Here is a 24,489-nt window from a genome sequence, read left to right on the forward strand (position 1 = left end):
GGGGCGTATGCCCTTTTTTCATTTGTAATGGGTTTAGAATAAGTTTTTTATCGAAGAAAAATACCTAGAAATGGGGATGTCGCTTAAAAGTAATGGAGGATACTTTTGGTTCAAACGTAAAGACCATGAAACCAAAAATTTTCACAGCGATTGTACTATGCCTTTTAACGAGCGTGCTGTTTTCACAAGAGGATTCCCAAAAATTATCTGATAGTATCGTAAAAATTGCAATTGAAAAACTAGAAAAAAACTATGAAGTGACCAGCAATGAGGTTCTGGGTGAATTTAAGTTGAAGAAGGATAGCACGGATGTGATATTGGAAAGTGATGAAGGATTTTTAAAATCCAATATGTTGGATTCCAGCTTTACGGATAGATTGAAGATAAAATCAGTAAAAATAGATATAAGGGAAGGGGTCATTTTTGACATTAGAGTCAAAGGAAAATTAAAAAACGATAGTGTAGTATTTACGAATACGCGTCCAATAAATATGCAAAGTCTTGCCAACAATGATTTCGAATTGGAATATAGGAAGAAGGATTTATTTTCCAATAAACGAAATATTTATAAAGTACTATTACAGGATTTCTTGGAATATGACTATGAGAATGGGGAAAATTACACTGTGGAAAAACAATTAATTGAACTGATTTCAGGTAGTGAAAACGATGCAAAGGTTTATGGGAATAAAGGATTAAAATCTGTTATAGATTTTCGGATATATTCAGACTTTTTGGGATTGATCAATGAGTCGCCGAACGGAATTGTCAGTTTTGAAGGCAACAGTACATTTTATTTAAATCCTTTTAGCTTGGCTAAAGGGTACAATTATTTGTTTAAAAAAGTTCAAACAGGAATCAATTATTCCAGATTTGATAATGACGACAGAACCATTTCAATACCGCTTACAGATACTTTGAGCATAATACAAAAATCCTTTTTGAACATACACACAGAACTTGATGTATTTGAATTAAGAGTAGATAAGCGATTTCCCTACAAGTTTTTTGTGAAGGCAAGAGGAGATTTGGATATTACCGAGATTAATAGAGATACTACTGAGAACAAGTCAAACGTCTCAACCATTAGTATAGGACTCGGTGCTGGAGTCCAGATTGAACGCTTTTCAAATTTTGGTTTGAACACAGCTTTCTATTACAACCGATATCAAAATAACAATGTGTTTGATGACGGAATTTTGAATTTCAACACTATCGCATTAACAGGTGAAGTCTATTTCTATTCAAACAAAGAAGACCAACAAAATGCCTTTTTCCTTCGCCTTAATTATGAGCAAGGAACACGTGACTTAAGTTCAAAGGCCAATTTTTTCACCATTCAATTTGGATATAAGGCACAGTTAAATTTTCAACCCAAAAATGGGAGTTGATCCGTAGGTATAGAATTAGCGTGTTACTTAGTTTTTATTCCATCCAAAAACTCCGCTTCGGCATTGGGCAATAATCGTGCGGCAATTTCCAGAACAGCTTTAATGTTCAATGCTGGTTCTGGGATTTCCTTATGGTTATCAATTTCAGGATTGTCCAAGGCCAAAATACACACGTTTAATAGGGATTCCAGTTTAAAAAGAAGGTCTACATAACCTTTAACTCTAATTTGGGTAACGGCATAACCCTGTTTTTTAGAAGTCAAAGAAGTAAAATACGCCTCCATAGGTAGGTCCAAGTGGTCTAGACTAATTTGTTTTTTGTTTTTCATAAGTAAAGATTTAGGTGTAAGGTCAAAGGAAAAAGAAAAAAACTAAAAATCCGCGGACGATAGTCCGAACAGTTTTATTTTAATATTTAATGAGTGATGTTGTGAAAATTTATGTTTTAAGCTGCAACAGAACTAATTGTTCTTCACGGTTCATTATAACTAACCCGCTCCCGTATCCCACCACTGGCTCTATGAATAATAACATCGGCCTTATACTTTTTGGCTAGGCTTTTGGCTTTGCGTATTGCGGTACTCTGCTTTCGGTGTTTGCTTGTTACACGCTTGTTGCCCTCACGGCGTACGGCCCAACCATCTTCATAGGGGACTACATGCTGGTGCCAAGTACGACCGCGTTTATTGCTCGCCTTACTATTGATAAAAACTTCAATAAGCTCAATAAGGATTCGCAACCAAGATTTTCCGTTGGACATGGAGTATTGTTATGAATTCGAAGATAATGGTAATCGTCCACTTTATATTAGTCCATATCTCCGCATTTTTTTGAGCGCAAAGCGATGGAGGAGCTTTATTTCCATTAGTTATGCTGGAGGTAGACTAGATATTACACCAACAAACTCATAAAACACAAACAATCAATGTTCCAAATTTCAAGAAAAACCAGCAAGCTTTAGATAAAGTAATTTTCTTTACTTAAATTCAAACAAATGTGAGAAAGCAACCACATCTTTTACTGTTTAAGATTATTAATAATGTTGATTTCCAAATAGTTAAAAAACCAAACAAATGTATATAAAAATAGGATTGAAACCGACCAAAATTTACGCCAAACCCATACTATTTCCAATATTACTGCCTGCTCTGCAAGAGGCCATGACAGATTGTTATTTAGGTATTGGCACGCCATATGAGCCCATCGCAATCGATAATTTTGTGACTATAGGTGACTACGTTTTTCCGGTTTTGGAACCCAACTCGCATATTACCATAAGCCTTGTTTCTGAACGTGGAGATGACAATGGTATACTCAAAGATGCAAGACTGGAATGCTGTATGGTGAAAAATGTAGGTAAAGACTTCACTGATAAGGACTGTAAGCTTCAAGGCTATTGGAAAAAAATATTTAGTTATGATAAAAAATTGGTCCAGAACACTCCTGATGGAACACTTTATATCGCACCAGATAGAAAAAAGAAATGTAGGATTTCTACCAAAGATGTTGAATTAGACGATAATGTCTCTTATAGTATTTTGTTTTCAATGGTAATGAAAGTCAGCAAGAAAAGACAGCGTAGGTATTACTTTGTGCTAGACCCTCTGGTGAAGATTAGTTCTGGCGGTGGCACAGGAACCCCTTAAGTAAAATTCAAATTAGTATTTCATGAAAGCCCTAGTTGTATTGAATAAGATAGTTTTTGTTCTACTAACGCAACTTTTTAATGGCTGTCTCTATTCCCAAAGTATTCAAATTTCCGATAGTCTTGGAACTCTTATTCAACAAGATGGGATTACTCCAGAAGAAAAGTCCCGCCTATTAAGCTTAAGAGCTTACCATCTCCAGGATATTGACTCCTCCCTGATATTTGCAAAGGAGGCCTTGGCAATCGCCCAGGAAATAGAAAGTCCACTACTCGAAGCCGCCGCATGGGAAGAAATTAGCCATGTAGAAAGGCGTTTAGGAAATAACAATACCTCATTACAGGCATCGCTGTCTGCTCTTGCTATTTATGAAACTTTAGGGTTAACAGAAGAACAGGCGGCATCCTTCGGACAACTGGCGAGCAATAGTATTAGTGATGGAGATTATAACAGCGCAATAACCTATTTGAACAAGGCTAGGAAAATATACGAAACCTCGGATACTAATGGCAATCAAATACTAACCATATTAAATCTTGGGGAAACTTTCCGGTTGGCTGGGAAACTAGATAGCGCCGAGGTATATTTCAAAGAGACTCTGACGAGAAATGAACTTGTCAATAATGATATTGTGCAGGGTTATACCCTAGGAAATCTAGGTATGGTATATACATCCCAAAATAAATTCCAACAGGCAAAGGATCATTTAAATGAAGCTATTAAGATATTAGAACCAATAAATGACCCTTATTCAACGTCTGTCTATCTCGCAGAATTGGGTTCAATTCACAAGAAAGAATCCAATTTGACCATGGCAGAGCATAAACTGTTGGAAGCACTTGATATGGCGAAAACTGCAGGCCTTAAAGAACAAATTCGGGATTTTAGTAAAAGCTTGTCTGATTTGTATAGGACTAGTGATGATTATGAAAAAGCTTTTGCCTATCTAGAATTAAATAAAATTTATCAGGATAGTTTGTTAAACAAAGAGTCTATTCGACAAATAGAACAATTAAAAGCAGGCTATGAGATTGATAAAAGAGAAACACAAATAGGATTGCTTCATACGATTAACACCAATCAAAGGAACACTGTAATCATACTAGTAATCGGAGTCTTAATCTTATTAGTGTTGGCATTTCTACTTGTTAGAAGTATTAAAACGATTAAAATGGCTAATAATGACCTCGCTCTTCGGGAAAAGGAAAAAGCCTTGCTGTTAAAAGAACTAAATCATAGGGTTAAAAATAATCTCCAAATGATTTCAAGTTTGTTAAATCTCCATAGCCGCGAACTAAGTGGTCATCCAGCTCAAGAAGCAGTATTGACGGGAAGGAATAGGGTAGAGGCGTTATCCTTGGTACATAGTAAATTGTATTTGGAAGGTTTGGAAACCCGTATTTATTTAAAAGATTATATTGAGGATCTGGTGCTTGGACTATTCCATGGTTATGGTGTAAAATTCAAACCTAGTTTTGATATAGTCAATGTTAGTCTATCAATTGATACAGTGATTCCGGTGGCATTGATTATCAATGAGATTGTAGTTAATTCACTTAAGTATGCTTATCAAGGGATTCCGAATCCAATACTAAATATAAGAGTCAAAAAAACAGCGAATATTCTTGAATTGGCTATTAGTGATAATGGCATAGGATTTTCAACCCAGGAAATTGAAAAGGAAAACTCTTTTGGAATTAAACTTATTACATCCTTGATAGAACAACTAGAAGGGAATGTAGAGCGTATATCCGAACAAGGTACGCGCTGGGAAATGAAATTAAAAGCGGCTTAATATTATCGAATTGATGGTGAAGGATTCAGCAAGGGTTAAAATTATAGTGGTAGAGGACGAAATACTTCTAGCAAATGATATTGCAAATAGATTACGAGATAATAATTATACAATTACTGGAATAGCAGCTTCAGCAGATAACGCGATGAATCTCCTGTCGGAGAATCCTGATGTGGATATTATTTTGATTGATATTGTACTAAAAGGAGAACATGATGGAATAGAACTAGCACGAATGATCAATGAAAGCTACGATATCCCATTTCTCTTCCTTACATCCCATTCTGATGATTATTTGATTGAAAGAGCAAAAAGTGTGAAACCCTATGCTTACCTGCTTAAGCCTTTCAATGATCGGCAGGTCTGTATTGCTATTGAACTCGCGCTAAAGAATTTTTCAAATAAAACACCCGAAAAAGACCATCTGGGGAAACATGAGTTTTCTACAAATCAAAACCAAGTCCTGCAAATAAAAGATAGTTTGTTTTTAAAAAAGAACCATTATTTTGAACGAGTACCACTACAAGAGATTCTGTTTTTGGAAGCGGATAGTAACTACTGCTCGGTATATACAAAGACAGAACGTTTTATGTACTCCGTTGGACTCAATAAAATTGAAGCACAATTACCCGTTGATCGTTTTTTAAGAACACATAGGAGCTATGTGGTAAATATAAATTCGGTAAAGGGATTTTCAGGTAATATGCTGTATGTTGGAGAAATGAAAGTTCCAGTGAGTAAAGCGCATAAAGAAGATGTTTTCAAGTTGTTTCCTACCATTTAAACCAACTTTTTCACGCGAAACGTACAATAACCCCCTTTTCTACATTCTGGTTTACATGGGTTTTTGGTTTACTCGCTAAGTAAATTCCTTCATTCACACATCTATTTTTCATTCAATTCCAGGTATTGTCAAATTTGATGAGAAGCTAATTAAAGCTTCATCAATTGACACAACATGGAGATGAAAAAAGATTGCAATTCAATAGATAGGTATACAGGCACCATGAATATGTTCTGCTTCGTATTTCCAGAATGTCCGGAAATAAAAAATAAAGCGCTTCAAGAAGAACTAAAAATAGCCAAATACTATTTAGAAGGGTACTGGACATTGGTAACTCGAAAACTCCTTGAAAACAATACTGCTGATGACTTTGATTTCACGACGAACTCAATCATGAATGTGGTTGAAAAACTACCCTTGTTGTCAGGTTTCAGTTCAAAACAAGAAAGCCGAAGAAATGTAAAAGATATATACCTCCTTGCTCGTGATTTTTTAAATATCACCATTGATAATCTGGATCCTACGGAAAAATGTTTGAAGAAGACCATTGGATATTTGATGAATATTGGATCTCAGATAGGAATTGCAAATCATAACAAACATGGATATGAGCTTAACATACTTTCTGCATCTATTGAACATAATGCGCATTCACTTCAGGTAAAGTTCAAAGTTTCGAAGGCGATTTTGGATAACCTACAAAAATGCGGTTATGAAAGTGATATGAAAAAGGGTAGACGTGTAAAGTTTGATTATCACGTTCAATCTTTTGAAGCACTTTTAAATCTACAAAGCCTTCAACAGCCAAAGGTAAAAGCAGGTCTTGATAGATTGTTCAAAACCAAGGATTTATCCCCCATTCACAATTCTCGAAACTATTACAATCCATAGTAATGGTTAGTTCTATGGTTCAGTTTCTAGATAACACAATTCTCAATAGAATTTGAATATTAACACTTTAAATCACATATTATGACAACAAAAGAAGCAGTTCAGGAAGAACATTTGCAGCACATCGCCAAAGCAGAAAACGCGATGACAATTTTTGCTGCTGAACCATCTAATGCCATTGTTGATACAGCTGGCAGTGAAAATTTTACAGGATCCGACGGTCTTTTTTCAATGGTGTTTGCAGGTAAAAATTTGTTTGATGATCCAAAGATCCAAAAGAAAGTTGACGATGCGAGATATTATCTTCAAGGTTTTGTAAGCCTTGTGACGAATAAATTAATGAAAGGGCAAGCGGAACCTTCTTTTAATATTCCAGGAACTAAAATTTTGGAAATAGCCCAGCATTTACCATTGTTAGCGGAATTCAAATCTTCCCAAACTTCTAATCATGACGAGACTACTACCGTAGCATTTTCAACAAAGTTTTTGGAAATAGCGGTGGGAATGGCAATTGAAGACCCAACTGTATTAAAGAAAACACAAGACTTCTTGACATCATTAGGTGACCAAATCAAAGTTAGTCATGATGTTAAAGCTACCAATTATGCATTTACTATGTTTTCTTCGGCCATTGAGGTTATTGGAGAAGGTGATGCGAATACAGTTATAGCAAAATTCAAGATTACAAGTACCTCACTTAACCTTAAGGATGTTAAAACATCGATAGCAAGTTGCATTAAGTATGAGAAATTTAAACTTGACTTTGAGGCAGATACATTCGTTGCGGTCTTTAATCTGGATGCTTTAAACAATCCTGCGGTAAAAGCAAAAGTAGATCAGTTGGTTACTGGAAATTTAGTTACACAAGTAGAAGATTCTGAGAATTATTTCAATGTTTAATAATTGACAATTTAGAGGTCTTCATTTATTAAATAGTAATTAATGAATGAAGACTCTCAACTTAAATACTAATACAATGTCAAAAATCAACATAAAAAATCAATTGCCTGAATCCATTACAGTTTCGTATGAAGCTATTGATAATAATAGTGTAAAGCAATCGGTTGGAGCAAGAAAAGAAAAGACAAGCATAAAAGAGTTGAAAACTAATTCTTCCGTTACCGTATCCAGTTCAAATAATAGTAAAAATATCCATTATGAAAACGGCAACCGCGTATTGATGGTGCAGCAAGCAGGAACTTTGAATGATTTTGGACTTTTTTGGCAGTAAGTCATGGTTACAGCATAATAAATCAATAAATCAAAAAAAATGGCAAAAATTATATACTGGAATTTGGAAAATAACAATGCGAAAAAAATACTTAATTCGGTAGCCACAATATTCAATCAAGATTTTGATGTGATGTTTCTTTCAGAGATAACGAGCAGAGGTAATGGCTTGGAACAGAAATTGGAGTTTGCAGCAAAACAGTATGGAAAAAATATATTTATTAATATACTATTCGTTAGGGGAACTACTTATTTTGGCCATGGAGAGAGTATTGCAGTATTGTCCACTGTTGAACTCCAAAATACTTACGTAGTGAATGTTGGAACCTCCGAACAATCAAGGGATATTGTGGTGGTAGAATTTTTTGGAGGATTTAAAGTAGCGACTTTTCATCTTTCTTGTACGAATACAGCACAAAAAACTTCTGAACGTCAAAACATTATACATCGGCTGAAAAATAACGAATTTCAGTGCGCAATTGGTGATTGGAATACGGAACCAGCCGGTTTTCATTACCGTGGATTGGAAATTCTTCCACCTGACTCGGCTACCACAGTGAATGATGAGAAATTGGATTATACCGTGATTAATGAGAATTGTCAGGCAAATGGAATTACCACTGACGTATTAAGGTTTTATGGCAGGAGAACTAGCAATCACTATCCAATTAAAATAGAAGCCGTCCTAAATTAAAGATGTAAAGATTATTAAAAATATCCAGATTAGTATTGTAGCAAAGACTATTCAAAGGATTCGGTTATTTACACATCTTTGAACGCCCTGTATAACTTTCCATTCCCGGATTTTAAACTATAGGCCATCAAATTCATGGCTAAAACGTTTAACAGGACTACCGTGAACCGGGTCCACGGAATCCCAAGGGTTCAGAACAAAAAAGGAGGTTGAAAAATAAAAGAGCCCTCCTATGCTCACGCTTAACCTCGAGTTGTGGAGGGCGTAAGTGGAGCCGGAGACGGCCGAACGTTAAAAAAGGTCTTATATGCCTTTTACGCGAAGGAGTGAGCTGGCGCATTGGCTTTCGAACCCCGGAGGCGTAACGAAAAAAAGCTACCAAAAGGTAGCTTTTTGAAGTGGAGCCGGAGGGTATTGTAATATTTAACTGTTAATAAATACTTGAAAGCTAACAACCATCAAAATACCTTTATTAATAGGCATTTCATAAATTCACTTTGGTTGACAGTACTGAATTTTAACACTTCAAAACGAAATTTTTCTGTCAACCAAATTGTCGACCGCTATGTCAACACTTAGATCAACATTCTTTTTAAAGCATCCTCAAGGCAGGGGAAAGACATCCAATAAGGAGAGTCTAATATTGTTTTCTTGTTACTTCAAATTGGAAGACAAAAAGTTCATTTACTCGACAGGAGAAAAGATTAAGCCGAAAAGTTGGGATTTCAAAAACAGACAACCTCTGCTGCATGGTTCCAATAGGGCTAAACAAGCCTCATCAGTACGAATGCAAATAAACCGATACAAGGATAAATTCGATGAGATCCAAGCTCGTTGCAAATCTTATGGGGAGGATTTCACATCAAAGGTTCTAAAGGATGAATTTGACAAGACCTTCAAGCGTACCCCCAATCACAAGAACCTATTCTATGAGGCGTATGAGGCTTTTATGCAGTATAAAATCAAAGTTGGGGACTGGTCTAGTAGTACAATCATCAGATACAATAATATACTAGGGATACTTAAGGATTTTGAAAAGTCCAGAGGTTACAAACTCAACTTTAATAATATAACACCAAAGTTCCATGCAGAGTTCACTGACTACTGTATGAATGAGCGCGGACACATAAATAATACATATTCCAGGAACTTGGGGCTTTTCAAGACTTTTATGTTTTGGGCATTGGAGAATGGTTATACATACAAAGAGGATTTCCGAAAATTTGAAAAGAAAAAGGTTGTGGTGACTCAGCAACTAGCTTTATCCTTGGTGGATTTAGAGAATCTAATGAAACTGGAGTTTTCCAGAAAGAGATTGGAGAGTGTGCGTGATGTTTTCGTTTTTGCCTGTATGACCGGAATGCGATTTGGTGAGTTGAGCTTGATTTCAGAAGAGAACGTGATTGACGGCCAGATTTACCTAAAAGAAGAAAAGGATGCAGAAAAATCAGTTAGGAAGATTCCATTAAATGACCTTGCCACCCACATCTTGAGGAAATATGACTATCGTTTGCCACTCATTGCTAATCAGAAACACAATGAGTATGTTAAAGAGGTATTCGAGAAAGCTGGATATGACTGGGAGGTTGAAAAAGTAACAACCAAAGGGAAAGAAAATATAAGGGCTACCATGCCATATTATGAGCGTATTTCAAGTCACACGGCTAGAAGGACATTTATTACAATGATGAAGAAAAAAGGCGTAAGCGATAAGCTAATAGCCTCCATCACCGGACATCGGGACATGAAAACACTCAATCAGTATTATCAAGTAGACGATGAAGCCAAATCGGAGGCAGTGAAAAATGTTTTCAAAGTAGATTTTAAACCTTTAAAGAAAGTAGATTAAATGAAAGGGAAATTCTCCAAGGTTGATTGGCAAAAAATGAAACCCATGGAAAGATTTACTTTCCTGAACGAAACAATACGTCCTGAGATTGAGGAATTTTGGATTGAAGAGGCTAAAAAATCAAGCAGGAAAGATTCGTTTGATTCAGTCATAGGATTTACAGCAGAACTATATAATTGTACTACCAGTGATATAGGTCGATCAAATAATAATTTAACTACAAAAAGTGGCTACTTTATTCCTCTAGAAACATTCAGGAAATACTTTGAACCCTATCAACGACAGTGGGTAGGAACAAATAGAAGGGAACAGGCTGAACTTATTGCAAAGGATTACATTGATCATATCCAGAAAATTGTCGAAGATATGACGCTTGATGGGTACACTAGGAAGGAAATTGGAGAATTGGAGCTGAAACCCAGGTTGAACGAAATAAATGAACAAATAGATTCACTACTTAATCCAAGAAATTATGGAGATAGAGAGGGGTTTAAATCTGTGGTTGTAAAAAGTAGGTCTATTGTATCGGGTTTCATAAAGAACATATTAAAAGAATCGAAGGAAATTAATCCTAAAAGCTTCAGAGATTTGTTTGTCGAAAATGCAAACTATGAAAAGGTTATAACCTTGCTTTTGGAACATGGTTATCTTACTCTTGAACCAAAAAGTTGGACTCCACCTTCAAATGGTCATCGGACATCACAAAAATATCTCTCCGCTTTCTATTTTGACCTTGTTGAAAAAGGTTATCTGGTAAGGGTTCCAAATAATCTAGCAGCAGAATTACTGACGGCAGAGTTCATTAGTACATCATCTAAGAATTTGAGCAAGCATAAAAATAATGGAGACTTCACAGAAATTAAAGAAGATTACTTTTTCATACCTAAATGTTAAACTATCGGTGATTTCGGTAATCATTACTGATAACCAATAATTGTTATACCTAATAAGGAATTTAGCCTTGAGTTTAACTAAAAATTCAAGGTTATGTACAATCCATATGAAGCGATTTTAGCCGAGATAAGTTCTCTTAAGACTGACATCGCAACACTTTCCGATAAAATACCAGAAGAGGTATCAGTCAAAAAATATTCCCCTAAACAGTTGGCGGATGTCACTCCCTTGAGTGAACAAACCATCATCAATGCCATTAGAGATGGTAGAATAAAAGCTGAAAAATTCTCCACTAAATACCTGATTACAGATACGGAGTTTAATCGGGTCTGCAAGGAAGTTAAATCAATAAAATACAAAAGAGCTTCCTAGGATGAAGAAAGTATATGTTACAAACATTGAATATGACTTTTTGTTCAATGAGGGAGGTGATGGCCTTGTTGCATTCTTCGCAACGCTGCGGTCATCCAAACCAAATGTTGTCATAAAGAAAGTGGGGAAGAAAGGCTCGGTCGTCACAGTAAAGGAAGCGACGGGCCTGTCCCGCACTACTATTCAGAAGTATCTCCCAACTTTATTGGAATTGGGGATGGTGAGTATCCATCACAATGGCAATATAGCCATACATGGCCGTAAATGGAGTTCCAAACACCTCCCGGGGATAGGTAAGACTAAGTTAATCCCAATACAGGTGCATAAAAAGTTCACGGATACCAAAATATGCTCAGCATTTGTAAGGGTGCATTCAAGATTAAAGAAACAAGAAAGACAGATTGAGAGAAAAGCTAAACGGATAGAGGTACTGAGAACACACTCCAAAGGCCGTTGGTTATCCAAAAGCGATTACAGGATTTGCAGAAAGCTGCTACGTCGCGGCATTACAATAAAGGAGCTAGAATCTAAATATCGTTCATATAGCACCATCTCCAATCTGTCCTTTCATAAGATACTCAAAGATAGCCAAATAGCTTCAGATTGTAATGCGAACAGTGGCAAACATTTCAAATTGAAACTTATTGAACTAGGACTAATACAGCAGCAAAGAATCTCATTCTTAAAATGCCCTAATACAAATGACTGTGAATATATCGAGCATCAAAACTCACTTTCTGGCATTGGTGGTTTCCATCAAGGCTTTAAAGGTATATATCATGAGTATAGTCCTAAGATAGAATTGACTAGTGTGTGTTTATAGTAGGTAACAAAAAAAAGCAAGTTTAGAAAATGAAGGAGATGACAGCATTCAAAAACTTTGGAATCAAAAGCGGTGGAGAAGTACTCGCTACCAACTCACAAATAGAGGAACTATATGAAGTTCCAAAAATCACCCTACATGACAATATCAAAAAGCTAAAGCAGGACGGATTGGTAAACGGTTCGAAAATTCGAACACTTGCAAAAGACGGTAAGAGAAGACAGTTGGAGGTTTACACTTTAGAAGAAACAATAGCAATTGGACTAAGGTTGAGGAGTGACACCGCAATAAGGTTACAGCGATATGCCACAAAATTGGTATCGGATAAGATAGTTGGATTAGAAGAAGAAAAGAGATTGTTGGAAATAGAACTTAGCTATGCCTGGAACAAAAGCGATACGGAAGACCTATATAGATAACAGGTATTAAATCAACCAAACCGTCAACCAGTATTGTAATGTATTGAAAATTAGATAATTAAATATTAAAAGTAATAGTCGGGATGTATTGAACCGATCAAACAAAGAAAGATATGTCAGAAGCGGTAGAAGTATTGATAGTTAAAAAAGCAAGACTAGAATTAAAAGAGGCTATAAGTGATATGACGGAACTCAATGCCAAAATAATTGAGATAGCCAATAACGTAAACAAATTCACAGGAAAGCCTTTTACCAATCCCGTTCCTTCTTCATTGCCAAAAAGAGCGCAAGAGTCTTCCAAATGGATTTCGGACTTAAACGCAGCTAATCGCGAGGCTGAGAGATTAGCGGGGAACGTTGCGCGAAAAAAAGCCCAATTGGCTGCTGCCGAATCAAACAATGCAAAAGCCTTGGCGAAACTAAGGGTCGAGCAACGATTGAACAATAAAGCATTGACCGATGAGGCCATATTGTCCTCAAAACTAGTTGGGGCGTATCAGAAACTTACAACCAGAAGAGCGCAGGCAGCACGAAAACTAAAGGATCTGGAAGCTGCCAATATCCGAAACAACAGGGCGATAAGGCAAGCCCAAAAGGAATTTGATAAACTCGATAGACGCGTAAGGAAAGCGGATAGGGCTACAAATGACTTTAGAAGGAATGTCGGTAACTATTCTTCAGCATTGGGTAAGGCAAGTTTTGCTTTAAGGTCATTCATTGGGGTGCTAGGTGTTTACTCAGGTTTTGAGATAGCAAGACAGGTATTTGAACAGGTCAAGGCAATAGATGGGCTTAACCTTGCCCTGCAACAAGTGACAGAAACGCAGGAGAAGTTCAATGCTGCACAGGAATTCCTTGGGAATGTAGCTGAAGAATCCGGTCAAGACATATTTGTTCTTACCGAACGATACACAAAATTCTTAGCCGCCGCCAAAACCACCAACCTTACAATGGAAGAAATCAACAATATCTTCCGTCAAGTTGCGAAAGCTGGTGGGGTATTGGGATTGAGTACGGACAACATAAATGGCGCTTTCAGGGCATTGGAACAGATACTTTCAAAAGGGAAGGTTCAAGCTGAAGAGATCAGGGGTCAGTTAGGTGAGCGACTTCCAGGGGCGTTCCAAATTTTGGCCAAATCAATGGGCTTGACGACCCAAGAACTGAGTAAGCAATTGGAATTGGGAAATGTGCTCTCTGATGAAGTGCTTCCTGGATTCGCAAAAGAACTTGAAAAGACATACAACCTAAACCTTGTTGAAAGGGTGGATAATCTTGCCGCTTCTCAAACTCGACTTGGAAATGCTTGGAAGGAATTTTTAAGCAATGTAGAAGGTGGTGAAGGTATTATATCCAATGTGTTCAAAGATATTTTCAACAGTGTCACTGATGTCTTAAACGGGTTAAATGAACTAAATAAAACATTTAGCAACAAACAAGCAGAAGGTGAAATAAAAGGAATTTCTACAGCAATAATTGCAGTTAAGGATGAATCCGAGAGATTGAACATCTCGTTTAAGGATGCTGCTAACAACTTAATTCCAAGGTATAAAGCAATTATTTCGGATTGGGGAGAGGAGCTGTCTAAAGTCACCAATGAACAATCTAAGTCTGTTTTAACCAACTTTTTTAATACAGTTACTGGCAAATTCAGTGAACAAGAAAAAACAGCAAAAAGGGCGGGAGAGCAAATGTCTTTATACGGAAAAGCAATTGAGACTTTGGAGCAAATCGCAACCACGGGAAAGCTACCTGAAGAAACGAGGAAGGTCAATAAAGCAACCGAGGAAACGAACAGAACCTTTAGTCGGGCAAAAACAACATTGTCTGGTTCGATTGCCAGTTATCGCGCAATAATTAATGAGTTAACCGATAAGAGGGATCGACTGGCGACAACTTCGGATGAGTATAGTAGATATAATCAGCAAATAAATGAGGCCAAAAGGAGTGTTGACAACTTAAAAAAGGGATTGGTTGAGCTTAGTCAAATAAAGGATTCGGTTGCCAGTATTTTAGGAGCCTCGATAATTTCGGTGGAAACCCAAGAAGAATTAGCTGCTGGGTTCGAGGAAAATCTCAAGAATAGAACTGACAAGGAAGTCGAATTCGAGAGGCAAAAACAAGAGGCTTTGAATGCTTTGCGTGACGGGGAGCTTAAGAACATTGAATCCCTCACTGGTGAGCAGACTAATCTTATTAAAGAAAGTTTGAGCATTAGATTGAACCTAGAGAAACAGTATGCTGACGCAAAGGCAGATTTGGTCTTGGGTAGCATTGATTCAATTTTCCAGATGAGGGTCTCAGAAGTAGATAAGGAAATTGAATTAAACCAAAGAAGGTTTGAGGCTATTCTCAGCAATGAACAATATACCGAGGAACAAAAACAGGTTGCACGGGAGAAATTTGAGAAAGAGCAGGAAAGGTTACAAAGAAAGAAGGAAAAACGCGAGCGTCAAGGTTTTTTAGCCCAACAAGGACTTGCTATAGCAGAAATCGCTATAAACTTAGCAAGAACAATATCTACTATAAATACGAACGCAGCTGGTTTTGCTGCACTTCCTCCTTTTGGGTTTGGCCCTATTGCTGGCCCGCCTTTAGGCGCAGCTTATTCTGCCACAAATATTCCTCTAGCTCTTGGAATAGCAGCAGCACAAACAGGATTGATTGTAGCGCAGACAATTCCTGCATTAGAAAAAGGAGCGTTGAACTTTGAGGGTGGTACAGCACTAATAAATGACGAATCAGGATCTAATTTCAAAGAAATAGTCCAAACTCCTGATGGCAAAATGTATATGGCTGAGGGAAGAAATGTAATTGCGGATTTACCTAAAGGTTCCAATGTATACTCCGCTTCTGAAACCGAAAATATGTTAAAGGACGGATTTGCTAAAACTCAAGAACAAGAACAAGATTTGATTAATAAGTGGCTGATCAAAAAAGCCGAAAATCAAGAATTGAAAAACAACAATATGATGAGAAAGGAGATTGTAAAAAGTCTCGAAGAAGGGTTTAAAAATGTGAAGGTCATCAACCATAATGAAATAGTAATTGAGGAGAGATATGACCAATATTAGGAAATGAAACGGTAAATTTTTAAGTAATAAATAATGACAACAGAAGTAAAGGAAAAAGAAGTAAATCCCGTAATGGGTCACAACATGGATGGTGTTCGAATTTTAATGGGACAGGTTTCAAAAAAAGTGGATGAGATTAATGAAGGACTCAAAAAATATGATGAGTTTTTTGGAGAAGAACCCACTGAAAACCAACGAAAGGAAATTCTAGAAAAAGGATATGATTATGTATTGGAGAAATTAAAAGGAAAATTCCCTTTTCCCAAAGCCACTGATAAGTTCAATTTTGATGCAATGGGTATAGATCCATCTGAATTGAAGACTCCTCTGAATCATTCCGCGAACAGATTTAGGTCATTGGAATATGCTGAACTAAATGGTGTTTGGGTAGAGATGACGGAAGGGAATATTGAAGATATATATAGTAGATACGAAGTAGTTGCCAATACTAATAGGCAAAGAGAAGCACTTGAATTCGCAAAGGAGCTTTCAGAGTTATTCAATCGATACAAACACATTGTGGCCAAATTAGGCTTCCATAACGCAAGCCTTGAAGGCAGGCAAAACGTGGGTAAATTTTTAAGAGTGGTCTCCATCTCTAAAGAAGGCTTTGTCCCAAGTTCAAAAGGAATAAAAAATCTAAGAAATTAAATTGTGATGACGGAAATTGAAAAAAGAGAAATCGAGAAATCCACTTGGGAGTGTACAAAGGAATACAATAAGGACTATAACACTCCATTGGAAGAGAGGAGAGAGCAATTTGTAGCTGAAACAATTGTGAACCTTGCGACAAAACACCACAAACCGATAGCCCATTTAAGGCCAATAGTGGAAAGATGGAAGGGTCTCGTTGTAGAATTACCTGGATGGTCAGGATATGTTTCGCCAGAAGAGAAGGGTAGGACAATGGGTTTGTTCGAGAGAAACTGGAGAGAAGATAATCCCCTTAAATCTGCGAATAACCCACAGTACGCAAAGGATTACTCTGAATGGAGCAATCTATATCTAAGAACCCTATAAACATTTGAACATGGCCTACGATAAAAGTGAATTATTTGCTACGGCAATAAAGGAAACTGAAAGACACAACCTTTTCTTCATTGAGGATGTTGTGTCCTTGCTTCCTTGCTCAAGGTCAACTTTTTACTCACATTTTCCCGCAGATTCGGATGAATTGGATGAGCTAAAAGAAATATTAGGTAAAAACAGGATTGCACTTAAGGTTGAACTCCGGAAGAAATGGAGAGAATCTGATAATGCAACTCTGCAAATGGCACTTATGAAGTTGATAGCCACCAATGAAGAGCGTAAGAAGCTCTCACAGACCTATCTGGATCACACAACAGACAATAAACCTATGAATATAATATCCCTTGGAGGTGATGAAGCTACTACCGAAACAGATTGAAGCGGTTCGCTACCTAAAGGATAGCTCCACTCAGGAATTACTTTACGGAGGCGCTAGTGGTGGTGGAAAAAGCGCGCTGGGTTGTTTATGGATTTTAGAAGCCTGCCAAAGATATCCTGGCAGCAGATGGCTTATGGGGAGGTCTAAATTGAAGAACCTTAGAGAAACAACGCTAAATACATTTTTTGAGTTAGGGAAGATATTGGAAGTAACCGAACAATATACTTACAACTCGCAAAAGCAAATCATCCAATTCCAAAATGGAAGTCAGATATTGTTAAAGGATTTATTTCAATATCCAAGTGACCCTGAATTTGATTCTTTAGGTTCTCTGGAGATTACCGGAGCATTTATTGATGAGTGCAACCAAATTACGTATAAAGCTTGGCAGATTGTCAAATCCAGGATTAGGTATAAGCTGGACGAGTTCGACCGTATCCCCAAGATCCTAGGCACGTGTAATCCTGCTAAAAATTGGGTTTATCATCAATTTTACCAACGCAACAGAAAAGGCGATTTACCCAACCATAGAAAGTTTATCCAGGCACTACCTAAAGACAATCCGCATTTACATTCTTCATATTTAGAATCCTTATTGTCATTGGACAATGATAGCAAAGAAAGACTATACTACGGGAACTGGCTTTATGACGACGACCCTTCAGCCCTGATAAGCAAGGATGCAATTGATGACTATTTCAATCCTGTGCATTTACAAAGGGAAGGAACAATGCATTTGACTATTGACGTCGCTAGATATGGAAAGGATAAAACGGTTTTTAGAGTCTGGCACGGGTGGCTATGTGTAAAGAGATATGAACTACCAAAAAGCTCGGCTACAGAGGTTGTGGATTTAGCTAGACGGGTAATGAGAGAATACTCAGTAAGTCTATCCAAGACTATAGCAGACGAGGACGGAGTTGGTGGCGGTGTAGTTGATATGCTAAAGTGCAAGGGCTTTGTGAATAATAGCAAGGCATTAAAGGGTCAGAACTACTCTAATCTTAAGAGTCAATGCAGTATTGAGATGGCTAAAAAGATTCAGGCAAGGGAAGCGGGAGAACTGTCACAATCTGAAACGGTCAAAGACCTAGTTATCGCAGAAATGGAACAGGTCAAAATGAAAGACATGGATAGGGATGGCAAGCTAATGATCATTCCAAAGGAAACAGTTAAAGAAAAACTAGGAAGAAGCCCTGATGATTGGGATTCTATCATGATGAGGTATTACTTTGAGTTGAAGAAAGGAGATTACTTTATAGTAATGTAATTGTCGTTCATTTCGAATTTTAAGAAAATTGTATTTGGTATAACTTAATTTTATAAAAAACATGTCAACTAAATATGATGGATGTATTAAAAGGGCTATTTGATCTTACTAAGTTACCCGCTAAGTTTTTTTTATTGTTTGCTATAACTTCAGCTATTGTTCTTTTCTCTCCTGATGATTTTTTAGGAAGGCTTCACTTGATTGAGACCAGAAATAAATATGGATGGATAATAGGGTTGATATTTATCTCTACTGGAATTTTATCAATAATAAACATGATAGTTTGGGTTTATAATTATGTAAGGGGTGAGATAAAATTTATAGCGGCCAAGACTAATTTAAAAGAAGTTTTAGTTCATCTTGATCCTCATGAAAAATCAGTACTTAGAGAAATGTTTATTCAAGGCAGAAGCTCTATGGAAATGCCTATGGATAATCAAACAGTAGCAGGACTAGTTGATAAAAATGTTTTAAAGATTAACAATGTGCTTGGAAGCTCTGCAATAACTTCAGGTATGCGAGTTCCAATGTCAATCGGGAAATATGCACTAAAATATCTGGAGTTAGAACATATTGATTTAAAGTTACAGGAAGAAATGACCGAAGAGGATAAAGAATTTATAGCGAATAATCGTCCTCCTTGGATAGACAAATGGAGTCATTGGTCATAGCAAGACGCAATACTCAGGGGCTCCAAACAATTGATATTAAGTGGTTGATATTTAGTAGTTTATAACAATAGATGACAATTTGGTCGATTTGGGCTTTGATTTTTATGGATTTTCGTCGGTATTTTTTTTTAAAGTATTAAATCTCTCTCCATCAATGTGAATTTGTCGATTATCGTGATAATGATAATGAGTTGATTTATCAATGTATTTTCTTGGAGATAAATTTAAGTCTACATCACCAGCCTTAAAGAACATATCAAAAATACCTGTAAAGAGCAGATAGCCAAGGATTGGTAGTACAATGAAAAAGAAGAGCACAATTAGCCAGCCCATTTAATCTTTCTTTTCAATATTTTCAGTAAGCTTAAGAATGGATTCACCTTTTGTTTCGATAAAATCAATGTTCTGAGCATGGGCTTTTATCGAGTCAATAATAGCTTTTGTTTTTTCATATTCGTTGTTTGTTTCCTCCTCTTCTTCAGGCTCTGGTAAAGATTGTACCCGCACTTCAACTTTAAACCCTTGATCTATTCGGTTTGCAAGTTTATTTAACGCGATAATCAATCCATTTTCCAATTCATTTTTTCGAGGATTTTTTTCTTCATAGTGCTCTTCAATGACATCTTTTGCAATTGCTCTTATTTCTTCAACCATCATGCCATTAACATGACTTTCTACCGATTTGGTTTTTGATTCTGGCACTCCTTTTTCATTCAATTTATTTCTCAATTCGCGTATCTCAAGAATGGTTTTATAATGAGTTAACATCCTTTCCAGAGCTTTAGATAAGACGTCAGCAACTTGTAAGCCGATTATGACATATAATATGAAATCACTTGAAGAAATAGTCTTTACCTTGTATTCTAGTTTTTCTCCTAAGATGGCTTCGGTAATATGATCAAGGATAAAATTAAGTTCGTTGATTTCTTTTTTTAGAGCTGAAAGCTTATTGTCCACATATTCTCTTGGAATAGAATAGCCAAGTTCGCACTGCCCATCATCTAACTCCTCGTTTTCAATACCTAAAATTTCAAGACCTGTTAATGTACTGCCTATTCCAGTCATAAACCTTGACAGATTATTATAAATAGTTTTGATCTGCTCATGTGCAATTGTTGGGACGATTTTATTTGAAGTAATTACATTTTCTATCTCGTTCTTCAACTCAATACCCAGGTTAGTGCCCTGACTAATTTGGGTGATAACAGCCTTCCATCCCGGGGGGTAAGTATTATAAGCAGAATTTTCTAAAGATTTGTACAAATCCTTTAGACTTTTAGCTAGGTTTGATTGATGGGTGGGTTGGTTTGGTTGATTTACTTGTTTTTGTAAATTATTATTTACAGAGAGTAGTAGTGCAACCGTTTTTTCGATTTGTAAGTCATTTTTCAAATCGATTAAAACCCTATGTAATCTTTCAACATTCATTCTTGTTGGCTGTTTTTTGGTTTAGTAAATTAATTCATCTAGAAAATCGATATAAGCTTTGACTGGAATATGATATTCTTCTACTCCATAATTCCCCATCAACAACATTTTTTTTTCTTTTGTGGCATATTCTCTCATTGTCATACCATTGCTGTGTTCTAAATAATTCTTCCAAATGACCTGTTTGAAATCATCAGTTTCCTGAATTTTCATAGCTAATTTATAGGGCTTCAGCATAACAATTGATTATACATAATTAAGATTGATTACAGGAATTTACTCGAATTTGTACTTCTGCTAATCATAATGTAATGAAGTGAGTCATTTATTCAATTTTAACTATTCTTTCAATCAAATCATAATTTTCCACAGAATGAGGCTGCCCCATATCCTCTCGGATTTTCCTTAAATGAAGATTTGATTTTTCGTTTGTTGCTTTATCTTCTTCCGATAACAGAATCTCTTCAAAAGGTCGATCACTGCCCAATACTAAGGATACTGCATAAATCCCTGGTTCTTCCACTTTAAATGGGACATGAAATATAGTTGGTGTATTTGGCAGCAAACATATAGAGGATAACCACTGAATATCATAATTTTCTTCTGGTGCGGCAGAATATATTCCTGATTTTGCAACTTCTTTATAGTCGTACCTTCCCTTTCGATTTGATGTCAACCTGTTCAAAAGGACAGGGTGTCCATCGGTATAAACTACACGCATAGTCGACCTGGGGTTTTCTAATTCTATTTCGACAATAAGGTCATAGTCATTGGTATTTTTAAAATACTCAGTTTTTATGTCAACTTTTATGCCTTGGGTCTTTTGGAGTTCCTTCTTGATTTTGTCAATTTCATGTTGAGCCTTTTCCTTTTCCCTGGTATATTTAAATTTTAAAATACCCCAAGCACTTCCAATTATTGCAACTACACTGATTAAGATTGCTTGAATACCTTGTGCTAAATTTTTGAAGTCTTCAGGGCTAAGTTCCATTTGTTTTGATTAATGAATTGAATTGGAAAAATGAATAGTACATTTTGGTAAATTTATGTCATCTATTGTATTTGCTGAACTCGGGCTATTTTTTTCAAAATATTTGACTGCCCAAATAGAAAATTAAATAGTACACTCTAAAATAGGTACAAAAGCCTGATTATTAAAGGCTTAATTGATGCAAAATCTGTATTATTCATTTTTTGGAAATTGTACTATTCATTTTACGGTTTGTAGTTGTATAATCAGACACCTAAATTACCCAAAACTTTAACTTCATTAAATTGTAATATATCCATAAATTTGGATTTTTACCATGATAAATGAAGAGCAATATCATCAAATCTGCAAAAATGTGCTTAAAAGGCACTACTATAGCTTTCGTGAAGATATTAACGATGGGTTTTTCTACAACACACCTACTCAAGCTGAAAAAAGACTTTTGAAGATGATTAGGGATTTTCGGTCAGAAATGGAACAACGAGTGCCTGTCTCGCATAATGATTCAAATTCTCAGGTATTGAAAGAGCAAATCTTGGGGGATTACATCAATATTGCAAGAAAATATGGGAACAAAGTCAAGAGAAAGCAAGGGATGTAACGATGAATTTCAATTAATCCAAGCTTCAATCTTTGCCTTCAATTTGCTTCGAAGCTGCTCAAGAGACTCATAGATTACATGTGGGTAATGGTTGGTGTCAAAATGTGTATTCTTAAAATCTTCTTGGGAACAAGAATAAATGACTGGTCTTTTTAACCCAACAGCAAATCCAGCTTCAAAATATACACCACATTTTTGTTCTGTGAAATCGGCAACGACGAATCTCGACTTTTTAATCTCAGCAATTATAGCATCATTAATTGTTATGTCTGCATCAAAATGCTGCTCGTCGATCAAGATAGGATGATATCCACATTCGGTAATTGTTTCTTTTAGGCATTCCCTCGTTTTAAGCTGTTCTTTGGAAAATGACATTGCAATGAAACACCTATCGGAAAGGTTGCCAGATTCATTGAGTTCAATGACTTTGGATAGACCTTTATAGGTGAACTTGATGTCGGTGATTGAAGGGCCATCCATCGTACTTCTGCTTCCATAACTGACAAAACCCATGTTCTGTAGTGTCGCAAGATAGAAATGCATTTCTTTAAAATTTTTAAAGAACAATTTGTGTGCCAGCTCTTCTGTAAGGAGTTTGTGATCAACTGGGTTAATCGGAGAACCTTGGAATTCTTGAAGTGAGTGCAGATGGTTTAATAGATAATTCAATTTATCTTCTGGAGTTTTGGGAAATGATGAATTCCTTATGATTTTTTCCAGTTGTTCATTTTCAAAGTAAGGTTTATTTGGGTCTTCGTAATATTCGGGGAAATGTCCATTTAATATCAGCCCCTTAAAAATATGCTGATGATCATTTACGAATTTGGAGTTATTATGATCCCAAAGGAATCCAAATTTTATCGTCTTGCCATTTACTTCAATTGTGTATTCTGCAATGTCAGAATTCGATTGGGTGGGAGTAGTTTCAAGTCCCGTTAAATGGCAATATTTTGGGGCAGGTGAGTGCATGTGTTAATCTTAATGTTCTACCAAATATAGATACAATTCCACTTTCGATTCAAGGAAACAATCTAATGCAATAATTAGAACATGACTCTAAAGATGTGCGAAACAGAAAATGCGTAATTAGGAAGATTCTAAAAGGTTGAGCAATCTTTGTAAGTCATTTTGGGAGTTTATGGTATAAACTTTATCCTTATGCTGCACAAAACCGTTCAGCATTTCTCCACCTTTACTAGGTTTAAACAACTCACGTATATCAACATCAAGCTCACTAGCTATTCTGTCTAATAAATCAATACTTGGTTTTGCAGTGCTATTTGCAATTCGGGTAATAGTGTTATTTGACACTCCAAGTTTATCGGCTAGGGCCGTGGCTGTTGTGCCTTTCTCTTTCAGCACTTCTTTTACTCTAAACATATACTTCAAAAGTATAATGAATATATAAAATATACAAATTAAGTATAAATGTATTTGGATAAGTTATACATGTGGTGTATATTTGACCATATTAATCAACTTTATAGGTATATGTTACGATTGAAAATCAACAACAATGAACAATTAGGAGGGGCGTTCGATGCTCTTTGGAGCAATATATCGGAGTTCCGGAACACTCCAAATCAAAAAAATAAAATCAAACTAAATAAAAGTGCAGAGCAACTTAGAACGTTGGTCTCAAAACTGAATTAATTTTAAAACCAAATGATATGACAATTTTAGCAGACAATGATTTGAAAAGTAAGGTAATGGAAGGCGAGAAAATGCACTTTCATAGATATTTCATGGTGGAGCGACCAGAGTATCTCGGTGAAGCTGATGACCGTCGACTGATGGATGCTGTTGAGGTAACTTGTTTAATACAACAGATTTATAAGGTCAATGAAATTTTAAAAAGTCTAGGCGAGCGACAAATAGTGGATGTTGAGATATTCCATAAAGTTGTCGATAGAATGTTGAATCCTGCCTATAGGATGTCTGAGATTCATATTGAAAGATTCTACCAAGAGATGAAAAAATTAGAACAGCTAAGTTTTCTCCTAAATGATCTCTGCGAGGTAAATTTCAATCTTACCAGTAGAATTGACTATACTATCCTAGGTTTGTCATATGAGGAAATAAAATCAATGGATAAACCTCCTTATGACCAAGACTTCAATGATTTTTATTTCCAGGTTTACATTGCATTCATGAATGGGAAAATGGATTTTTCGAAATTCTTTACTTCAGTCAAAAACTTTTTGGAGTCAGTAAATGAGATAACATTGGAGTATCCGTCTTAAAACTTCCAAAACTGT

Annotated in this window: 30 protein-coding genes; 22 read left to right on the forward strand and 8 right to left on the reverse strand. The window is 36.2% G+C overall.

Annotated features, from left to right (window positions below):
• The first annotated feature begins 125 nt into the window (after positions 1–125).
• Positions 126–1,391 carry a hypothetical protein gene (locus M3P19_RS00775; RefSeq protein WP_249655705.1) on the forward strand — a complete coding sequence of 422 codons (1,266 nt, stop codon included), beginning with the start codon at positions 126–128 and terminating at the stop codon, positions 1,389–1,391.
• 23 nt (positions 1,392–1,414) lie between these two features.
• Here M3P19_RS00775 and M3P19_RS00780 read toward each other — a convergent pair whose 3' ends face one another.
• Both M3P19_RS00780 and M3P19_RS00785 read right to left on the reverse strand, forming a co-directional pair.
• Positions 1,415–1,720 carry a hypothetical protein gene (locus M3P19_RS00780; RefSeq protein ID WP_249655706.1) on the reverse strand — a complete coding sequence of 102 codons (306 nt, stop codon included), beginning with the start codon at positions 1,718–1,720 and terminating at the stop codon, positions 1,415–1,417.
• Positions 1,721–1,863: 143 nt separating this feature from the next.
• Positions 1,864–2,151: a DUF2188 domain-containing protein gene (locus tag M3P19_RS00785; protein WP_249655707.1), complete on the reverse strand. Its 288-nt coding sequence runs from the start codon at positions 2,149–2,151 to the stop codon at positions 1,864–1,866.
• 313 nt (positions 2,152–2,464) lie between these two features.
• On the opposite strand from M3P19_RS00785, the gene M3P19_RS00790 reads away from it, so the two are divergent.
• The 18 genes from M3P19_RS00790 to M3P19_RS00875 all read left to right on the forward strand — a co-directional run bounded on the left by M3P19_RS00790 (position 2,465) and on the right by M3P19_RS00875 (position 19,211).
• Complete coding sequence (locus M3P19_RS00790; RefSeq protein ID WP_249655708.1) at positions 2,465–3,037, forward strand: hypothetical protein; 573 nt, start codon at positions 2,465–2,467, stop codon at positions 3,035–3,037.
• A 22-nt stretch (positions 3,038–3,059) separates the two neighbouring features.
• Positions 3,060–4,832: a tetratricopeptide repeat protein gene (locus M3P19_RS00795; RefSeq protein WP_249655709.1), complete on the forward strand. Its 1,773-nt coding sequence runs from the start codon at positions 3,060–3,062 to the stop codon at positions 4,830–4,832.
• Positions 4,833–4,845: 13 nt separating this feature from the next.
• The gene (locus M3P19_RS00800) at positions 4,846–5,616 is read left to right on the forward strand and encodes a LytR/AlgR family response regulator transcription factor (RefSeq protein WP_249655710.1); all 771 of its coding nucleotides are present in this window, start codon (positions 4,846–4,848) and stop codon (positions 5,614–5,616) included.
• Positions 5,617–5,790: 174 nt separating this feature from the next.
• The gene (locus tag M3P19_RS00805) at positions 5,791–6,507 is read left to right on the forward strand and encodes a hypothetical protein (protein ID WP_249655711.1); all 717 of its coding nucleotides are present in this window, start codon (positions 5,791–5,793) and stop codon (positions 6,505–6,507) included.
• An 81-nt stretch (positions 6,508–6,588) separates the two neighbouring features.
• Positions 6,589–7,407, forward strand: a complete 819-nt coding sequence (locus tag M3P19_RS00810; RefSeq protein ID WP_249655712.1) for a hypothetical protein — start codon at positions 6,589–6,591, stop codon at positions 7,405–7,407.
• Between the two features lie 76 nt (positions 7,408–7,483).
• Positions 7,484–7,738, forward strand: coding sequence for a hypothetical protein (locus M3P19_RS00815; protein ID WP_249655713.1), 255 nt, complete (start codon positions 7,484–7,486; stop codon positions 7,736–7,738).
• Positions 7,739–7,777: 39 nt separating this feature from the next.
• The gene (locus tag M3P19_RS00820; RefSeq protein WP_249655714.1) at positions 7,778–8,431 is read left to right on the forward strand and encodes an exonuclease/endonuclease/phosphatase family protein; all 654 of its coding nucleotides are present in this window, start codon (positions 7,778–7,780) and stop codon (positions 8,429–8,431) included.
• A gap of 565 nt (positions 8,432–8,996) precedes the next feature.
• Positions 8,997–10,280 (forward strand): tyrosine-type recombinase/integrase, encoded by a 1,284-nt coding sequence (locus M3P19_RS00825; protein WP_249655715.1) that lies wholly within the window; start codon positions 8,997–8,999, stop codon positions 10,278–10,280.
• 45 nt (positions 10,281–10,325) lie between these two features.
• A complete protein-coding gene (locus M3P19_RS00830; RefSeq protein WP_249655716.1) occupies positions 10,326–11,174 on the forward strand; it encodes a hypothetical protein in 849 nt (282 codons plus the stop codon).
• Positions 11,175–11,267: 93 nt separating this feature from the next.
• Positions 11,268–11,546, forward strand: a complete 279-nt coding sequence (locus tag M3P19_RS00835; RefSeq protein ID WP_249655717.1) for a helix-turn-helix domain-containing protein — start codon at positions 11,268–11,270, stop codon at positions 11,544–11,546.
• 1 nt (position 11,547) lies between these two features.
• On the forward strand, positions 11,548–12,369 hold the full coding sequence (locus M3P19_RS00840; protein ID WP_249655718.1) for a hypothetical protein: 822 nt from the start codon (positions 11,548–11,550) through the stop codon (positions 12,367–12,369).
• A gap of 29 nt (positions 12,370–12,398) precedes the next feature.
• A complete protein-coding gene (locus M3P19_RS00845; RefSeq protein WP_249655719.1) occupies positions 12,399–12,788 on the forward strand; it encodes a hypothetical protein in 390 nt (129 codons plus the stop codon).
• A gap of 113 nt (positions 12,789–12,901) precedes the next feature.
• Positions 12,902–15,862 carry a tape measure protein gene (locus tag M3P19_RS00850; protein ID WP_249655720.1) on the forward strand — a complete coding sequence of 987 codons (2,961 nt, stop codon included), beginning with the start codon at positions 12,902–12,904 and terminating at the stop codon, positions 15,860–15,862.
• Positions 15,863–15,895: 33 nt separating this feature from the next.
• Complete coding sequence (locus M3P19_RS00855; RefSeq protein WP_249655721.1) at positions 15,896–16,513, forward strand: hypothetical protein; 618 nt, start codon at positions 15,896–15,898, stop codon at positions 16,511–16,513.
• Between the two features lie 6 nt (positions 16,514–16,519).
• A complete protein-coding gene (locus tag M3P19_RS00860) occupies positions 16,520–16,882 on the forward strand; it encodes a hypothetical protein (RefSeq protein ID WP_249655722.1) in 363 nt (120 codons plus the stop codon).
• Positions 16,883–16,892: 10 nt separating this feature from the next.
• Positions 16,893–17,270 (forward strand): hypothetical protein, encoded by a 378-nt coding sequence (locus M3P19_RS00865; protein ID WP_249655723.1) that lies wholly within the window; start codon positions 16,893–16,895, stop codon positions 17,268–17,270.
• Positions 17,245–18,540, forward strand: a complete 1,296-nt coding sequence (locus M3P19_RS00870; RefSeq protein ID WP_249655724.1) for a phage terminase large subunit — start codon at positions 17,245–17,247, stop codon at positions 18,538–18,540. Before M3P19_RS00865 ends, M3P19_RS00870 begins: the two co-directional genes overlap by 26 nt.
• A gap of 74 nt (positions 18,541–18,614) precedes the next feature.
• Positions 18,615–19,211: a super-infection exclusion protein B gene (locus M3P19_RS00875; RefSeq protein WP_249655725.1), complete on the forward strand. Its 597-nt coding sequence runs from the start codon at positions 18,615–18,617 to the stop codon at positions 19,209–19,211.
• Positions 19,212–19,313: 102 nt separating this feature from the next.
• On the opposite strand, the gene M3P19_RS00880 is transcribed toward M3P19_RS00875, so the two are convergent.
• The 4 genes from M3P19_RS00880 to M3P19_RS00895 all read right to left on the reverse strand — a co-directional run bounded on the left by M3P19_RS00880 (position 19,314) and on the right by M3P19_RS00895 (position 21,630).
• Entirely contained in the window at positions 19,314–19,544 is a 231-nt protein-coding gene (locus M3P19_RS00880) for a hypothetical protein (RefSeq protein ID WP_249655726.1), read from the reverse strand.
• Positions 19,545–20,639, reverse strand: a complete 1,095-nt coding sequence (locus tag M3P19_RS00885) for a hypothetical protein (RefSeq protein WP_249655727.1) — start codon at positions 20,637–20,639, stop codon at positions 19,545–19,547.
• 21 nt (positions 20,640–20,660) lie between these two features.
• The gene (locus tag M3P19_RS00890; RefSeq protein ID WP_249655728.1) at positions 20,661–20,852 is read right to left on the reverse strand and encodes a hypothetical protein; all 192 of its coding nucleotides are present in this window, start codon (positions 20,850–20,852) and stop codon (positions 20,661–20,663) included.
• 112 nt (positions 20,853–20,964) lie between these two features.
• Positions 20,965–21,630, reverse strand: a complete 666-nt coding sequence (locus tag M3P19_RS00895) for a hypothetical protein (RefSeq protein ID WP_249655729.1) — start codon at positions 21,628–21,630, stop codon at positions 20,965–20,967.
• Positions 21,631–21,946: 316 nt separating this feature from the next.
• Between M3P19_RS00895 and M3P19_RS00900 the strand changes: the two genes are divergently transcribed.
• Positions 21,947–22,231 (forward strand): hypothetical protein, encoded by a 285-nt coding sequence (locus M3P19_RS00900; RefSeq protein ID WP_249655730.1) that lies wholly within the window; start codon positions 21,947–21,949, stop codon positions 22,229–22,231.
• Between the two features lie 9 nt (positions 22,232–22,240).
• Here M3P19_RS00900 and M3P19_RS00905 read toward each other — a convergent pair whose 3' ends face one another.
• Positions 22,241–23,200 (reverse strand): TIR domain-containing protein, encoded by a 960-nt coding sequence (locus M3P19_RS00905; protein WP_249655731.1) that lies wholly within the window; start codon positions 23,198–23,200, stop codon positions 22,241–22,243.
• 117 nt (positions 23,201–23,317) lie between these two features.
• Entirely contained in the window at positions 23,318–23,611 is a 294-nt protein-coding gene (locus M3P19_RS00910) for a helix-turn-helix domain-containing protein (protein WP_249655732.1), read from the reverse strand.
• Between the two features lie 111 nt (positions 23,612–23,722).
• Here M3P19_RS00910 and M3P19_RS00915 point away from each other — a divergent pair, with 111 nt between their 5' ends.
• A complete protein-coding gene (locus M3P19_RS00915) occupies positions 23,723–23,884 on the forward strand; it encodes a hypothetical protein (protein WP_249655733.1) in 162 nt (53 codons plus the stop codon).
• 17 nt (positions 23,885–23,901) lie between these two features.
• Positions 23,902–24,474 (forward strand): hypothetical protein, encoded by a 573-nt coding sequence (locus M3P19_RS00920; RefSeq protein ID WP_249655734.1) that lies wholly within the window; start codon positions 23,902–23,904, stop codon positions 24,472–24,474.
• The last annotated feature ends 15 nt before the right edge of the window (positions 24,475–24,489 follow it).

It is taken from the genome of Flagellimonas spongiicola, from assembly GCF_023502425.1.
GTDB classification, from domain to species: Bacteria; Bacteroidota; Bacteroidia; order Flavobacteriales; family Flavobacteriaceae; genus Flagellimonas; species Flagellimonas spongiicola.

Coding starts and splice junctions, on each gene's coding strand:
- M3P19_RS00865 (WP_249655723.1), top strand. CDS start 16,893: ATGGCCTACGATAAAAGTGAATTATTTGCTACGGCAATAAAGGAAACT.
- M3P19_RS00805 (WP_249655711.1), top strand. CDS start 5,791: ATGGAGATGAAAAAAGATTGCAATTCAATAGATAGGTATACAGGCACC.
- M3P19_RS00775 (WP_249655705.1), top strand. CDS start 126: ATGAAACCAAAAATTTTCACAGCGATTGTACTATGCCTTTTAACGAGC.
- M3P19_RS00855 (WP_249655721.1), top strand. CDS start 15,896: ATGACAACAGAAGTAAAGGAAAAAGAAGTAAATCCCGTAATGGGTCAC.
- M3P19_RS00780 (WP_249655706.1), bottom strand. CDS start 1,720: ATGAAAAACAAAAAACAAATTAGTCTAGACCACTTGGACCTACCTATG.
- M3P19_RS00885 (WP_249655727.1), bottom strand. CDS start 20,639: ATGAATGTTGAAAGATTACATAGGGTTTTAATCGATTTGAAAAATGAC.
- M3P19_RS00875 (WP_249655725.1), top strand. CDS start 18,615: ATGATGGATGTATTAAAAGGGCTATTTGATCTTACTAAGTTACCCGCT.
- M3P19_RS00900 (WP_249655730.1), top strand. CDS start 21,947: ATGATAAATGAAGAGCAATATCATCAAATCTGCAAAAATGTGCTTAAA.
- M3P19_RS00785 (WP_249655707.1), bottom strand. CDS start 2,151: ATGTCCAACGGAAAATCTTGGTTGCGAATCCTTATTGAGCTTATTGAA.
- M3P19_RS00825 (WP_249655715.1), top strand. CDS start 8,997: ATGTCAACACTTAGATCAACATTCTTTTTAAAGCATCCTCAAGGCAGG.
- M3P19_RS00870 (WP_249655724.1), top strand. CDS start 17,245: ATGAAGCTACTACCGAAACAGATTGAAGCGGTTCGCTACCTAAAGGAT.
- M3P19_RS00810 (WP_249655712.1), top strand. CDS start 6,589: ATGACAACAAAAGAAGCAGTTCAGGAAGAACATTTGCAGCACATCGCC.
- M3P19_RS00830 (WP_249655716.1), top strand. CDS start 10,326: ATGGAAAGATTTACTTTCCTGAACGAAACAATACGTCCTGAGATTGAG.
- M3P19_RS00880 (WP_249655726.1), bottom strand. CDS start 19,544: ATGGGCTGGCTAATTGTGCTCTTCTTTTTCATTGTACTACCAATCCTT.
- M3P19_RS00815 (WP_249655713.1), top strand. CDS start 7,484: ATGTCAAAAATCAACATAAAAAATCAATTGCCTGAATCCATTACAGTT.
- M3P19_RS00840 (WP_249655718.1), top strand. CDS start 11,548: ATGAAGAAAGTATATGTTACAAACATTGAATATGACTTTTTGTTCAAT.
- M3P19_RS00915 (WP_249655733.1), top strand. CDS start 23,723: ATGTTACGATTGAAAATCAACAACAATGAACAATTAGGAGGGGCGTTC.
- M3P19_RS00860 (WP_249655722.1), top strand. CDS start 16,520: ATGACGGAAATTGAAAAAAGAGAAATCGAGAAATCCACTTGGGAGTGT.
- M3P19_RS00795 (WP_249655709.1), top strand. CDS start 3,060: ATGAAAGCCCTAGTTGTATTGAATAAGATAGTTTTTGTTCTACTAACG.
- M3P19_RS00790 (WP_249655708.1), top strand. CDS start 2,465: ATGTATATAAAAATAGGATTGAAACCGACCAAAATTTACGCCAAACCC.
- M3P19_RS00820 (WP_249655714.1), top strand. CDS start 7,778: ATGGCAAAAATTATATACTGGAATTTGGAAAATAACAATGCGAAAAAA.
- M3P19_RS00890 (WP_249655728.1), bottom strand. CDS start 20,852: ATGAAAATTCAGGAAACTGATGATTTCAAACAGGTCATTTGGAAGAAT.
- M3P19_RS00905 (WP_249655731.1), bottom strand. CDS start 23,200: ATGCACTCACCTGCCCCAAAATATTGCCATTTAACGGGACTTGAAACT.
- M3P19_RS00910 (WP_249655732.1), bottom strand. CDS start 23,611: ATGTTTAGAGTAAAAGAAGTGCTGAAAGAGAAAGGCACAACAGCCACG.
- M3P19_RS00845 (WP_249655719.1), top strand. CDS start 12,399: ATGAAGGAGATGACAGCATTCAAAAACTTTGGAATCAAAAGCGGTGGA.
- M3P19_RS00895 (WP_249655729.1), bottom strand. CDS start 21,630: ATGGAACTTAGCCCTGAAGACTTCAAAAATTTAGCACAAGGTATTCAA.
- M3P19_RS00835 (WP_249655717.1), top strand. CDS start 11,268: ATGTACAATCCATATGAAGCGATTTTAGCCGAGATAAGTTCTCTTAAG.
- M3P19_RS00920 (WP_249655734.1), top strand. CDS start 23,902: ATGACAATTTTAGCAGACAATGATTTGAAAAGTAAGGTAATGGAAGGC.
- M3P19_RS00850 (WP_249655720.1), top strand. CDS start 12,902: ATGTCAGAAGCGGTAGAAGTATTGATAGTTAAAAAAGCAAGACTAGAA.
- M3P19_RS00800 (WP_249655710.1), top strand. CDS start 4,846: ATGGTGAAGGATTCAGCAAGGGTTAAAATTATAGTGGTAGAGGACGAA.